Raw genomic sequence first — 13,599 nt, forward strand, 5'->3', positions numbered from 1 at the left:
TTATTCCTCTATTATGTTTTTTATTTTTTCCATACTGTCATAAATCAACTTTTTGTCATCATAACTAAATATTTTATCTTTAATGTAAAAAAGTTTGTAATCCCCTATTGTAAAAAAATTTATATAAAAATTTTCAAATTTTATTTCACCAAACAAAATATTCTTTTTAAGCTGCTGCATCATATTTGCCGTATGATTTACAAGCATCATAAATTCATAATTATCCGAACAATTAACCTTAAATATCAGCTCGCCGATATCGTCAATTAGAATAACAGTAATGTTTTTAAAATCGTAATTATTTAATCCTTCAAACATTTAACTTAACCTTACTGAGATAACTTTTGAAACACCGGGCTCCTGCATTGTAATACCATACAAAGAATCGGCTGATGCCATAGTCTTTTGATTGTGTGTAATTATCACAAATTGAGTATTTTCAGATAATGTCCTTACAATCTTACAAAATCTTTCCACATTGGCATCATCCAGTGGAGCGTCAATCTCATCCAAAAAACAAAAAGGTGTAGGTTTACACAAAAACATTGCAAATATAAGGGTACATGCAATCATTGCCTTTTCCCCACCGGATAGCAGATTCATATTTTGAAGCTTTTTCCCGGGAGGTTGAACAAAAATTTCTACCCCTGTGTTAAGCATATTTTCAGGATCAGTGAGTTTTAATTCTGCTTTCCCTTCCCCAAAAAGGATTTTAAATACCTTCACAAAGTTTTCATTAACCATATAAAATGTATCTGTAAAGTTTTTTATAGTATTTTTATCAATCTCATTAATAATGTCATTTATCGAGGAATATGCATTTTCAAGGTCTTCTTTTTGACCAACCAAAAATTCATAACGTTCTTTTATCTCATTGTATTCACTTTCAGCAGCCATATTTAAAGGCCCTAAATTTTCAATTTCACTTTCAAGATGTTTAATTTCATTTTTCAGTTTATTTTGTTTAAAGTCTTCCTCTATAAAGTCACCATAAAGTGTATCTATTTCAATATTAAATTTATCCAAAAACTGCTCTCTGACAGACATAATATGCTGCCTGCATTCTGCAATGGTTATTTCAAGCATACTTTTGTTGGATTCTATGGATTTAATATTCGAATTTGCTTTCTCAACTTTTTCAAGTATCTTATCAAGCTCCTGTCTTAACTCTTCCATTTTATTAACAATAAACTGTTTTTTCTCTTCATTTTTCAGTTTTTTTATGTTTGCTTCCTTCAAAAGCAGTGTTTTTTCCTCTATAGATGCATTCCAATTTGTAATATTGACAGTCAATAATTTTTCAAGCCTGCTCTTCAAATTTGAAATATTTGAAGAAGTGTTTGAAATCTCTCTTTCAATCAAATGCAGCGATTTTTTATGGCTTTTTAACCTTTCATTAATAACCATTGAGTTAGCTTTTATAGAGGAAATTTCATCCTTTAAATCATCAATTTTTGATTGGTAAAATTCAATTTTTTCCTCAATATCCTCTTTCTCTGCATCTATATTTTTCTGTCCGTCTCCAATTATATCAAGCTCATCTTTAAGCTTTTTGAGATTGGTTTTTCTTACATTTAACTCTTTCTTATTAAACTCTTTTTCACTCAAAATAATACTGCTTCTTTCTTGTATATTTTTTATTTCTTTTTCAAAATTAATAACAGCATTTTCAAAAGTAATCATTTTTCTATCATATTCCTGTTTCAATGAAGATAATTTGCTTATCTTATCTGAAAAATCTTCTAAATTTTTATCAATATTATGAATTTGTTTTTGAATTTCATCCTTTGAGCTTTCTAATATCTTCAACCTTTTTTCTATATCTGCAATTTGTGACTTCAATTCAATGATAATTTTACTTTTATTGTCGCTACCAATTTTGTGATAAATGTTGCCGACTTTTATGATGTTATCAGAATGTTGCTCATACCTTGCTAAAGTAAGATTTTTAATAAAATCTTCCACCTCATCGGAAAAAATAAACTTCATTGAAATAGGGATATTTTTAATATTCTCAAGCACATCAGCCTTTTTGTCAGCATCAAAAACTATCAAATCCCCATATATTTTTCCAAAACTTTCATCAAGTTGATTTGCAATCTCCAAAAATAGCCTTGGTTTAAATGAATCTATACTAACGCTCCCTTTTTGGTTGCCGTAAAGTTCCGTGCTTAGCTGCGACACTAATGTATCTCTTTTTGACGTAAGTGAAGACAACTCCATGTTGACACTGTTTAATTCTTTAACAAGCCTTTCTCTCGTTTGTTTATAGCTTGACAAAGATTCATTAAAGTTTTTTAGATTTTCTTCTAAAATATTTAATTCGTCGGCAATACTCCCCTTCTCTTTCAGAGATTTTTCATACCCCTCTTTGGCAGCACTTTTTTTAGACTCCAATTCAAAGTATTCTTTTTCAAGATTAGTCAGATCTTTTTCAATACGCTCAATTTCTGTTTCACATTTGTAAATTTCGTTACGTTTATTTGTAATTGATTCTGTATATTCAAGAAATCTGCTTTCAAGCTCTACAAGTTCTTCTTCATAATTTTCTTTTTGATAAACAAGCTCTTCGAGTTCATTATTTAAATCCTGAAGCTGATTGTTTAACTCCTCAAACTCGCTTTCAAAGCCACTTATTTCAGCAATAAGAGTTTCTTTATTGTCGGACAACTCTTTCAGTTTATTCTTAGAGCTTTCTATTTCATTTTTTATATGTTTTTTTGTATTTTCAGCACCATCAAGGTTATTTCTTAAAATTTTAATATCACTTTCCAATGAACTTATGTTTGCATTATCCTTAATTATCAAATCGTTTAATGTATTTTTCTCAACATCCAATTTGTTTATTTCACTTTTTATTTCATATTCTTCTTTTCTAAGTTTTTCAAATTTTCCAATCTCAGTTGATAATTCAACAGTAAAGTTATTTATTCTCTCATTTAAATCTTTAATTTTATCCTTCTCAATTTTGTAGACATTACTAAAATAAACTTTTTCCTTTAACTCTTTTTCATCTTTTAATCTTTTGTAGTGCTCCAACCTTTCAACTTGATCTGAAAGGGTTCCCATTGAGGTTTTCACTTCGTTAATGATGTCTATGATTCTATTTAAATTGTCTTTTGTTTGAGCAAGTCGCCTTTCCGCTTCCTTTTTACTCTCTTTATATTTTGTAACACCTGCTGTTTCTTCAAAAAATAACCTTAATTCTTCAGGGGTCGCTTGTATTATCTTTTCTACACGCCCTTGCTCGATTATTGAAATACTCCTCGCACCAATACCTGTATCATAAAAAATCTCTTTAATATCTTTTAATTTACATTTTCTGGAGTTTATGAGGTATTCCCTTTCACCGGATTTATAGTATTTCCGTGTAATCATTACTTCAGATAAAGTACCCCATTTAACAGACACATCTTCAGGCACATCTTTTATAACCAAAGATACTTCAGCAAATCCTGACGGTTTTCTGCTTTCAGAGCCGGCAAAAATGACATCTTCCATGTTATTCCCCCTGAGCTCTTTAGGACTCTGTTCACCAAAGACCCACCTGATAGCATCCAAAATATTACTTTTACCGCTACCATTTGGACCCACAATACAGGTAACACCATCGGGGAAATCTATTACAGTTTTATCTACAAATGATTTAAAACCTTGCAAGTATAAACTTTTAAACTTCATTGCCACCTCTTATTAAACTTAGGATTATTAAATATTTTTCAAAAAATTACAAGGTCTGATTTGCTGCATTCACTTCATATTTTTTTGCACTCTAAGTTTTTAAAAATAAAGTGCCAAAAATAAAGTGCCAGGCAAATAATATTATAAAGTTCAAAGTTCGAAGTTCAATGTTCAAAGTTTACCTTTCACTTCTTACCTTTTATCTTTCACCAATCACAAATCACGGGGAAAAAGCCTGTCTTTTTTGTATTACTACAGTTCCACAACAGTGACAGCCTGGCCGCCCTCACTGTTATCACCAATACGAAATGATTTGATAAGTGGATTTGTTCTTAAAAATTCGTGTATCCCTTTTCTTAGTGATCCTGAACCTCTGCCGTGGACTATGTAAAGGTGTGATAAATTGCTGAGTAAAGCTTTGTCAATGGCCTTTTCAACCTCATCAGTTGCCTCTTCAACCGTCTTGCCTATTATCACAATTTCCGTTTTCGCTGAAGATTTTACATCTTTTTTAACTTTTACAATTTTTTCCGATTCAGGTTTAATTTTTTTACCTATAATTTCATTCTTTTTCAAAGTAACCTTTATCCCTTCCAAATCTACGAGTACACTGTCTTTTTTAATCTCCAATATTTTTGCGACTTTATTATACTTTTCAAGAAATATATTATCCCCTTTACTAATTTCATCCTTAATCGACTTTTTATCTTTAAGCTTATCAAGTCTATCTTTCACTCTATCAAGATTCTCTTCAACAAATTTCTTATCACTTTTAATATTTTTAATATTTTCAGCAGCATTTTTTGCCTTATTCAAAAGAAGATAGGTTTCCTCAAGAAGTTTAATCTCTTTAAGCTCAAGTTTTTCTTTTAGCTCGGTTTCCCGGGTATTTATCTCATACTCTTTAGCAACCAATATCTTTTCTTTTTCAAGAATATTCAGCTTCTCCCTTTCAATCTCAGCTTTTAAAAGGTTTAATTCCTCAAACACCCTCTCTTTGTCTGAAACCTTTTCATTAAGATACGCATTTGCAAATTGAATCGCTTTATCATCAAAATTCAACTTTTTAGCAATTACAATTGGGCTTGATTTACCCACTACCCCTTTTAAAAGTTTGTATGAAGACTCAAAGGTCTTATAATCAAAATCAACTGAATATATTTCACAATCTTCTCTCTTCAACCCAAATGTTTTTATATCTGAAAAATGCGTAGTTACAATAATCTTAGCAGATTTTTCAAGCAATCTTTTAAGCGTCCCAAGTGCCAGTGCGGCACCTTCAAGAGGCTCAGTCCCAGTCCCCACCTCATCAAGCAGGACTAATGAATTTGCATCAGCTACATCAAGTATTTTTTTTATATTTAAAATATGTGATGAAAATGTGCTTAAACTCATTATCAGCGATTGATTATCACCTATATCTGCCAATATATTATTAAAATTAACTATCTTTGCGTATCTGCCAAAAAGAGGTAGACCGCACTTAGCAATTATAGTATTAAGCCCGGCGGTTTTTAAAGCAGCAGTCTTCCCGCCTGTATTTGGCCCGGTAATGATTATAAGGTTTGTGTTACTCTTCATCTCAAATGATATTGGTACAGCATCTTTATCTTTTGAAAACAAAATAAGCGGATGATAAATTTCATCAAAAATCATTTCATTTGAAATTTCCGGGATACAATATTTATAGCCCGTATAAACTTGAGCTACGCTAAACATAAAGGACAGCTTACTATAATTTTTAGCAGACTCAACTATTTCATAAATATTGGACTTAATTCTGTCCAAAATACCTTTTAATATCTTTCTTACCTCTTTATCTTCTTTCCCCGCCAAATCTTGATATTGATTATTTAAATCTACAAGAAAATTAGGCTCCACGTATACGGTCTGTCCACTGCCTGAGGTTGAATGGACAATCCCGTTTATATATTGTCTAAAATTTGTTTTGCAAAGAAGCACGTAGCGATTATTGTACTCCTTTACCACCCTTTCTTGGATAAATTTTTCAGCATCGCTCCTGCTAAATATTTTATTAATTGAGGATGTAAGTGTTTTTCTTAATTCTCTTAGTTTTTCTCTAATATCAAAAAGGCTATTGCTTGCCTCATCTTTTACTTTGGCATCATCAGTTATCTTCTCGGAGATATAAGCCGTTATTTCTGCAAAGGAATAAATATTTGAAGTAATATCCTTTAAATGAACTATTTGTTCAAACTCTAAAATCTCTTTTTTAAAAGCATTTACCTGAGAATGAAAATTCTTAAATATTATAAAATCTTCAGGAGTAAAGACTGCATAAGGGTCTTTTATTCTGATAAAAAAATCGATATATTCGCTATCCACAGGAAGTTTCAAATCATTTTTGTTTGATAAAATATAAAATATCTCTTTAAAATACGATTGACTTGCTAAAATATCTTTTTCACTCTGGAATGGTTTTAAATTACTCAGATATTCGCAAGCAAAGGCGGACTCAAACTTACCTTTTAAATATTCTTTAAAGGTATCAAACTCAAGTGTTTCAAAAAAAATCATTTAAACTTATCTAACAAGCTTTCATTCTTAAATGGATTTTTCTTCTTATCCTTAGGTAACTTATTCAATACATCAAAAACATAAGGAGTGAGTTTTAGCAAGTTTCCTGAAACATAGTTTTTTTCAAGTTTTTTTGCAAATTCTGAATTTCTTGGTGTAAATGAAATTACCACTGATAAAATTATACTTAGGATAACCGCAGACTTTAATGCACCAAACAATGCTCCAAGAGTCCTATCTGCCCAGCCAAGCTTTATAGCCTTGAAAAACCTCGCAAGAAGTTTGCCTATAATTAGAAGGGCTATGTAGATTATAAGAAACGCAAGGACAAACCCTACCGCTCCCGCTACCTTATCACTCAAGCCCATACCATTTATGATTTTTGCAATAGGTGTATAAATCTGAAACGAAACTACATAACCTAAAATCAGTCCTAAAATACCAAAAGCTTCATTTATAAGACCTTTCAAAAGCCCTTTTACAGCAAAAACACCAATTATTATTAATAAAATAATATCAGTTATTTCCATTTAACATCTCCCTTACCAACTGATTTACCACTTTCCCTTCAGCTCTACCTTGCACTTTTTCCATAACATTTTTCATCACAACTCCAAAATTGCCACCACCAAATTCAGTTATTACATTACTAATAATAGACTTTATTTCATCCTCACTAAGCTGCTCAGGCAAATATTTTTCCAACACCTTTGCCTCACTCAGCTCTTTTTCACACAAATCTTCCCTGCCTGCATTTTTATATTGCTCAGCTGCTTCCTTGCGTTTTTTTATAGCAGTTTGAATCACTTTAATAATTTCATCATCACTCAATTGCCCCATTTTTTGAATCTCAGCGTTTTTAATTTCTGCCCTTAACATTCTTATAGTATTAAGAGCAACACTGTCCTTACTTTTCATAGCTGTTTTCATATCTTCGGTAATCTTGTTAATTAAATCCACGTAACACCCCTTTTTCCATCCTTCCTATCACTCTTGCCATCATAAAAAATACATCCGACAACCTATTTATAAACTTTAAAATATTTGAATCCACATCATCAATTTTACTTAAAGTGACAGCTCTGCGCTCAAGTCTTCTGCAAACTACTCTACAAATATCACAAAGTGCCGCACCTTTTGACTCGGATGGCAATATAAAGCCTTCTACTTTGCCAAATTCGTCTTCTAACTTATTTAACAAATTATCCAAAAAATCAACATCATCTTTTGTTAATAAAAATTTTTCTTTATCTTTCTTTGAAGCAAAATAAGAATTCATACGATAAAGTCTTTTTTGAATCTCAATGAGCTCACTTTCAAAAAAATGGGTATTTACTCTTAAATTACCTATAAATACAATCAATTCATCAGAAGTCCCATAAACTTCGACTCTCAAATCTGATTTAGATATACGCTCACCTGTAAAAAGTGATGTTTCCCCTTTGTCCCCTTTTTTAGTAGCAATACTCATATATTACCTACTTAAAATTTCCGCTATCTCAAGAAGTTTACTGTCTATTCTCTTTTTATTTCCAAATACTTCTTCAAATGGCACCTGCACGACCTGAGTCTTCTGTAATCCCATCATAACCCCTGAGCTTCCTGATACAAGAGCCTCAACAGCTGCAGTGCCAAGCCTTGTAGCCAAAATCCTGTCAAAAATTGTCGGACAGCCACCCCTTTGAATATGTCCTAAAACAGTAATTCTAGTATCAAAACCACCAATCATTCCAAATACTTTCCCAAAGTCATACGCTGACCCTACACCCTCTGCGACTACTATTATGCTTCTTGTCTTACCTTCTTCGTATCTTTTCTTAATTTTTTTAATAATCCCCTCAATATCATAAGGTATTTCCGGTATCAGGACAGCTTCAGCCCCACCTGCAATTGCAGACATAAGGGCAAGATAACCACAATTTCTCCCCATTACTTCTATTAAGAAAGTCCTGTCGTGGGAGCTTGCAGTATCGTTAATTGTATCAATACATTTTAAAATAGTATTAAGAGCTGTATCCACGCCAATTGCCATATCTGTGCCGTAAATATCATTGTCAATTGAACCCGGCAATCCCACAACTTTTACGCCATAATCTTTATACAAAATATTGGCACCTGTTAGCGAGCCATCCCCGCCAACCACAATAAGTCCGTCAATTTTATTCTTCTTTAATACCTCAACGGCAATATCACGCCCCTGTTTTGTCTTAAATTGTTCACTTCTGGCACTTCTTAATATTGTGCCACCTCTTTGAATAATGTTAGCCACATTTTTACTTTCCATAGAAAACAGCTTACCCTCAATAAGTCCTTTGTAACCCTGCTCCACTCCAAAAGCCTGAATATTCATACTCAGACAAGTCCTGACAATACTTCTGATAGCTGCATTCATTCCCGGGCAATCGCCACCGCTTGTAAGAAGTGCTATTCTTTTCATATAAACCCCCTTTTGCTAAATTGTATCATAAAATTTAGGGTATGTTATATATTTTATAGGGTCTTTGACATTTGCCTCTTTAAATCCTCTTAATCTTAAAAAGCAGCTGTCACAATTTCCGCATGCCAAATCTTCACTTTTGTAACACGACCAAGTTAAGTGCAATGGAGCATTTAATTTTTTACCAAGCAATACTATATCTCTCTTCTTAAGCTCTATCAACGGGGTGATTATTTCGATATCATTTTCAGGATTTATACCTACTTTTAAAAGATTATTAAACGCATCATAAAATACTTTTCTGCAGTCAGGATAACCCGAACTGTCTTCTTCCACAGCACCTATGAATATTTTTTCAGCTTTTATGACTTCAGCCCATGCGGTAGCTATGGAAAGAATGTTTGCATTCCTAAATGGCACATATGTCTTAGGAATCCCCACTCTGTTAAGACTACCTTCTTCCACGTCAATATTTTCATCCGTCAAAGCAGAGCCGCCTATCTCCTTTAGATAGGAAATATCCACAATTAACTTCTCATTTACATTGTAATATTCGGCGATATCATTAAACGCTCTTAATTCTCTCTTTTCTGTTAGTTGACCGTAATTTACATGCAACAAACAAAGATTATATCCCAAATCTTTTGCAACAGCGGCAGTAACGCAACTATCAAGCCCACCGCTAACAAGTACGACAGCTTTTTTCATCTACTTCACTTTCCCTTTTAAAAATTTGCTATATTTTTTATCTTCGACCTTAATATGATTTAACAGCCAACTTTTTAAAAATTCCATTAAATTATAACCTATTGATGAACGTCCGGATTTTAAATCATTTATAAATTTACCCACTTGTGATTTTAATGCTTCATGAATTTTTCTATGCTCGGCATATTCGGGATAACTAAATTGTTTAAAAGCTTTCTCTTCACTGTCAAAGTGATACACAGTGTAATCAACCAATTCGTTTAAAATAGCTTCTACTTCATTTTGTGCCCTTGAATCCCTGATAGCATTATAAATCCTATTAATAAGCGCTGCCAATTTTTTATGTTGATTGTCAAATTCTGTTATACCTGTTTCAAAGCTACTGTCCCACTCAATAAAATTTTTAATTTCTCCGACATTTATCCCTTGCATTAATTCAGCAAGATTTAAAGATAGTTTAAACAAGTTATTACCTGCTTCTGAGTTATCAGTGGCCAAGGATTTAATATTTTCAATAGAAGCAGCAACATCATTCATACTGGCTGCAATGTCTGAAATCGCAACATTTTCCTCTTCAACAGCCGCAGTAATATTTCTTAAAGCTTCATTTATTTGGGAAAACTTATCATTAACAATTTTTACTGACTCCTCAGTCATATTTGTATAATCAATCCCTTTTTCTACCTCTTTCACCTCATTATGGACAGTCTCTACAATTACTTTGACTTCATCATTTAAGCTTCTAATAACATCTTCAATGAGTTTTGTAGAGTCAGTAGTCTTATTTGCAAGCTTTCTTACCTCATCAGCGACAACGGCAAATCCACGTCCGGCTTCCCCAGCCCTTGCTGCCTCAATTGCCGCATTAAGCGCAAGCAAATTAGTCTGATCAGCAATATCATTAATAGTTGTGATTACTCCACCTATCTCTTTGGATAAAGTTTGAAATTTTTTAACAGTTTCAGCGACAGCCTCAGAAGACTCGTTGATTTTCAACATTTGACTTTTATTAAGGTGTATCCTTTCAATTGTCTTATTAAGTTCATCTTGGCATTCTTCCGAAAGGGAGAAAGTATTATTTGTATTTTCCAAAATATTTACACTTGTAGCCGAAAGCTCTTCAGCAGCAGAGGATACACTTTGAGTCTTATCATTTATCGTCATTACTCCGTTATTAATATTTTCACTAATTTCAATCAAATCATTCGCCGCACCCTTTAATGACACAGTAGAGTCGAGAAAGCTTCTCAAAATTCCCGAAAATTTATCTACAAAAGAGTAAGCTTGCCTTGACACATCACCAAGCTCATCATTTGAAATATCAGATGATTTTTTAATACTGAAATTATTTACATATAAATTTTTACAAATAGAGCTTATGCTATTTATATTCTTAAACAAATATTTTAAAAACAGAAAAATAATTATCAAATTAATCAAAGTCCCGATAACCATAACAAAAATAATGAGCATTAAATAATTGTTTGACAGCTCTTTTATATGGTCAAAATTATCAAGACTGCTTATCTTGTAAAGGCTATAAATCCCAAATAGTCCAATCAAACCACCAATTGAGCCAATTAATAGAAATGACAAAAAAAGCTTTGCTTTAAGGCTGAGCTTCATCCTTAACCTCCTTGAGTGTATAAATTAAAACTTATAAAACTTATAATTTACTATAAAAAATTGTTCAACTAAAAACTATAAATTTTATTTAACTAATATATAAATTCGCCAAATTGCAAATATACTTTAGATTTTTTAAACTTTTCCTTGCAAAAGCAATCCTACACCAATATATTTCAAAAAAATTTATGGAGGTCATATTTATGAAAAGATTTATTCTGTATTTACTAACTGTTACGATTTTTGCTTCAACTGTATTTGCAGCATCGGTTGAAGACACTTTAAAGTCAGCCCTGCTTGATAATTTCAAAAAAAGAGGGCTAAATGATATTGAGCTGACTATCACAAATTTAAAACCTATCGATTCACTAAAAGGATTTTACTTTTTTAAGGTAGATATAAATGACAAAGCAAGAAACAGAAAAGCCAAGCAATATATAATTTCTGACGGCCAATACCTTTTACCTGATGTGATAAATATTAAAGAAGGGAGCAGTCTTATCAAAGACTATGCTTTTGAATATGATATCGAAAAGGTTGATTTATCCAGACTTACATTTGTCAAGGGTGATAAAAATTCCAAAAATATTATTGTTGATGCCAGCGACTTTCAGTGTCCATTCTGCAGGAAAGCTCACAGCTACCTAAACGAAAAACTGCAAGGAAAAAAAGATTATGCACTCTATATGCTTCATGTCCCCCTTTCAATTCACGACAAAGCAGTACTTTATGCAAAAATATTTGAAGCAGGGATAAAGTTAAACAAAGATTTTGCTGATGAGCTGTATTCAGGCAAATATGACAAAATGACGGATGAAGATATAATCAATAAATTTGCGGAATTGTCAGGCAAAACAGAAGAGTTTAAAAAGCTTGTTAACGATAAAACCATTGAAGATAGAGTAAAAGCTAACGAAGAATACGCTCAATCATTAGGGATTAGCTCTACACCTGTCCTATTTTTCAACGGTAGAAAAGTAGAAGGGTTTAACACTCAGCTTATTGATAAAGGGATTAATTTGCTTAAGTAGTAAAAGAGGCGGACAACCTTTGTAGTTCAAAGTTCTACGTTGAATGTTCTACGTTAAAGGTTGTCCGCTTTTTTCTTTGTACCACTCATCACCGCACTACAAAAATACACTTAACCTTGCAAACAATTTTGTCAATTTTGACATTTTTGTCAAATTTGAAAAACAGAGATAAAAATCGTAAATTTTATTTATTAACAAAAAAGTTTTTAACCACTATTAGAACAATAAACATAATTTCATTATATAATAAACACTTACAAACAAAAGGAGTAATTAATATCACAAATATTACTCATAAAAAACACTAAGAACAATATTTTAAAATTTCTGTTGCATATAATAAATCTATGGCATATAATTCTCTATGTTGATTACAACAAAAAAACCGTAGGAGGTAAATATGAAGAAAACTAAAAAAGGTTTCACATTGATCGAGCTGCTCGTCGTAGTAGCTATCATAGGTATTTTGGCAGCTATTGCTATTCCACAGTTTGCTAAGTATAGGAAGAATGCTCAAGACTCTGCTGCTTTAAGCGACCTTAAAACTATTCAGACATCAGCTGAAGCTGAATATGCTGATAAAAATTATTATTAGGAGGGAATTATGAAGACAATGCTTTTAACAATTTCAATTTTAATTTTAGTATCTTCAGGTGCTTTTGCAGAGTGGAGTACTTCAATTTCACTTACAGATAATACTACTTTAAATATGTCTAAAAATGTCAATGCGGATTTTAAAGCGTCTAATCCTGCTACACCAAATGGTACTGACTATCAAGATTACTCTGCCGCTACTTATAATGGTGCTGGAACTAAAATATATGGTGGGGCAAGTGGAATGGAAAAAATTAAATTTCAAAAATGCACTGATGAAGATTGTGCAAAAAATGCTCCAGATTCACCTGTTTCTAATGGCGATTCTTCTGATTTTCCATCTTCTGAATGGACTGATTTATAATATTACTTATGAACATTTTAAAATATTAAAGGCGATTTTATATCGCCTTTTTTTTACGGTTATTATCAATAAAAATAAAAGGACAAAAATAAAAGGACAGGCAAAAATAAAAGGACAGGCATTTAGGTACTTGGAAGGAAATAAAAGGACAGGCATTTATTTATTGACTTTTTTGCCCGAATTTGCTACTTTTTATCTATCAGGAGGTAGCCATGACAAAGCCAAGAAGCAGCTTTGTTTCCCTTGAAGATACAAGCTGGTATCATTGTGTATCAAGATGTGTCCGTAGAGCGTTTCTTTGCGGTGTTGATTCTGCTACCGGCAAAGACTTTGACCATCGCCGCCAGTGGATTGTCGATAGAATGAAACAACTTACTGAAATTTATTCTGTACATATTGCTGGCTATGCTATTATGAGTAATCATTATCATATTGTCCTTAAAATTGACCGGGAAGCTGTCTCTGAATTAACGGATGAAGAAGTTTTAAGTAGATGGAAAAAACTATATAAATTACCTGACTATGCAAACACTTATCTTAAAGATTGCAGTAAATTACCTACTTACGAAAAAGAGCTTGCAGAAGATTACATTCACAAGATAAGAGAAAGATTATATGAT

Annotated in this window: 13 protein-coding genes; 4 read left to right on the forward strand and 9 right to left on the reverse strand. The window is 32.2% G+C overall.

Annotated elements, in window-relative coordinates:
• From LF845_RS04520 to LF845_RS04560, 9 genes are all read right to left on the reverse strand, one after another.
• Positions 1 to 318: a hypothetical protein gene (locus tag LF845_RS04520; protein ID WP_242819812.1), complete on the reverse strand. Its 318-nt coding sequence runs from the start codon at positions 316 to 318 to the stop codon at positions 1 to 3.
• Complete coding sequence (locus tag LF845_RS04525) at positions 319 to 3,681, reverse strand: AAA family ATPase (protein ID WP_242819813.1); 3,363 nt, start codon at positions 3,679 to 3,681, stop codon at positions 319 to 321.
• A 252-nt stretch (positions 3,682 to 3,933) separates the two neighbouring features.
• On the reverse strand, positions 3,934 to 6,219 hold the full coding sequence (locus LF845_RS04530; RefSeq protein ID WP_242819814.1) for an endonuclease MutS2: 2,286 nt from the start codon (positions 6,217 to 6,219) through the stop codon (positions 3,934 to 3,936).
• Positions 6,216 to 6,749, reverse strand: a complete 534-nt coding sequence (locus LF845_RS04535) for a CvpA family protein (protein ID WP_242819815.1) — start codon at positions 6,747 to 6,749, stop codon at positions 6,216 to 6,218. The genes LF845_RS04530 and LF845_RS04535 overlap by 4 nt, the downstream gene beginning before the upstream one ends.
• The gene (locus LF845_RS04540) at positions 6,736 to 7,179 is read right to left on the reverse strand and encodes a GatB/YqeY domain-containing protein (RefSeq protein WP_242819816.1); all 444 of its coding nucleotides are present in this window, start codon (positions 7,177 to 7,179) and stop codon (positions 6,736 to 6,738) included. Before LF845_RS04540 ends, LF845_RS04535 begins: the two co-directional genes overlap by 14 nt.
• Positions 7,166 to 7,690, reverse strand: a complete 525-nt coding sequence (locus LF845_RS04545; protein WP_242819817.1) for a cob(I)yrinic acid a,c-diamide adenosyltransferase — start codon at positions 7,688 to 7,690, stop codon at positions 7,166 to 7,168. The genes LF845_RS04540 and LF845_RS04545 overlap by 14 nt, the downstream gene beginning before the upstream one ends.
• 3 nt (positions 7,691 to 7,693) lie before the next feature.
• Positions 7,694 to 8,656 carry a 6-phosphofructokinase gene (gene pfkA / locus LF845_RS04550; protein WP_242819818.1) on the reverse strand — a complete coding sequence of 321 codons (963 nt, stop codon included), beginning with the start codon at positions 8,654 to 8,656 and terminating at the stop codon, positions 7,694 to 7,696.
• Positions 8,657 to 8,671: 15 nt separating this feature from the next.
• The gene (gene queC / locus LF845_RS04555) at positions 8,672 to 9,364 is read right to left on the reverse strand and encodes a 7-cyano-7-deazaguanine synthase QueC (RefSeq protein WP_242819819.1); all 693 of its coding nucleotides are present in this window, start codon (positions 9,362 to 9,364) and stop codon (positions 8,672 to 8,674) included.
• Positions 9,365 to 10,990: a bacteriohemerythrin gene (locus tag LF845_RS04560; protein ID WP_242819820.1), complete on the reverse strand. Its 1,626-nt coding sequence runs from the start codon at positions 10,988 to 10,990 to the stop codon at positions 9,365 to 9,367.
• 203 nt (positions 10,991 to 11,193) lie between these two features.
• Between LF845_RS04560 and LF845_RS04565 the strand changes: the two genes are divergently transcribed.
• The 4 genes from LF845_RS04565 to LF845_RS04580 form a co-directional block, all read left to right on the forward strand.
• Positions 11,194 to 12,021: a DsbA family protein gene (locus tag LF845_RS04565; RefSeq protein WP_242819821.1), complete on the forward strand. Its 828-nt coding sequence runs from the start codon at positions 11,194 to 11,196 to the stop codon at positions 12,019 to 12,021.
• Positions 12,022 to 12,421: 400 nt separating this feature from the next.
• Positions 12,422 to 12,616, forward strand: coding sequence for a type IV pilin protein (locus tag LF845_RS11880; protein WP_278252162.1), 195 nt, complete (start codon positions 12,422 to 12,424; stop codon positions 12,614 to 12,616).
• Between the two features lie 9 nt (positions 12,617 to 12,625).
• Positions 12,626 to 12,979, forward strand: coding sequence for a hypothetical protein (locus LF845_RS04575; protein WP_242819822.1), 354 nt, complete (start codon positions 12,626 to 12,628; stop codon positions 12,977 to 12,979).
• Positions 12,980 to 13,191: 212 nt separating this feature from the next.
• The coding region (locus tag LF845_RS04580; RefSeq protein ID WP_242819823.1) for a hypothetical protein at positions 13,192 to 13,599 on the forward strand (408 nt) is incomplete at its 3' end.

This window comes from Deferrivibrio essentukiensis (assembly GCF_020480685.1).
Lineage (GTDB): Bacteria > Chrysiogenota > Deferribacteres > Deferribacterales > Deferrivibrionaceae > Deferrivibrio > Deferrivibrio essentukiensis.

Excerpts from the sequence above, each read along its gene's own strand:
- LF845_RS04520 (WP_242819812.1), bottom strand. The coding sequence starts at position 318 with ATGTTTGAAGGATTAAATAATTACGATTTTAAAAACATTACTGTTATT.
- LF845_RS04560 (WP_242819820.1), bottom strand. The coding sequence starts at position 10,990 with ATGAAGCTCAGCCTTAAAGCAAAGCTTTTTTTGTCATTTCTATTAATT.
- LF845_RS04525 (WP_242819813.1), bottom strand. The coding sequence starts at position 3,681 with ATGAAGTTTAAAAGTTTATACTTGCAAGGTTTTAAATCATTTGTAGAT.
- queC (WP_242819819.1), bottom strand. The coding sequence starts at position 9,364 with ATGAAAAAAGCTGTCGTACTTGTTAGCGGTGGGCTTGATAGTTGCGTT.
- LF845_RS04565 (WP_242819821.1), top strand. The coding sequence starts at position 11,194 with ATGAAAAGATTTATTCTGTATTTACTAACTGTTACGATTTTTGCTTCA.
- LF845_RS04545 (WP_242819817.1), bottom strand. The coding sequence starts at position 7,690 with ATGAGTATTGCTACTAAAAAAGGGGACAAAGGGGAAACATCACTTTTT.
- LF845_RS04535 (WP_242819815.1), bottom strand. The coding sequence starts at position 6,749 with ATGGAAATAACTGATATTATTTTATTAATAATAATTGGTGTTTTTGCT.
- LF845_RS11880 (WP_278252162.1), top strand. The coding sequence starts at position 12,422 with ATGAAGAAAACTAAAAAAGGTTTCACATTGATCGAGCTGCTCGTCGTA.
- LF845_RS04575 (WP_242819822.1), top strand. The coding sequence starts at position 12,626 with ATGAAGACAATGCTTTTAACAATTTCAATTTTAATTTTAGTATCTTCA.
- pfkA (WP_242819818.1), bottom strand. The coding sequence starts at position 8,656 with ATGAAAAGAATAGCACTTCTTACAAGCGGTGGCGATTGCCCGGGAATG.
- LF845_RS04530 (WP_242819814.1), bottom strand. The coding sequence starts at position 6,219 with ATGATTTTTTTTGAAACACTTGAGTTTGATACCTTTAAAGAATATTTA.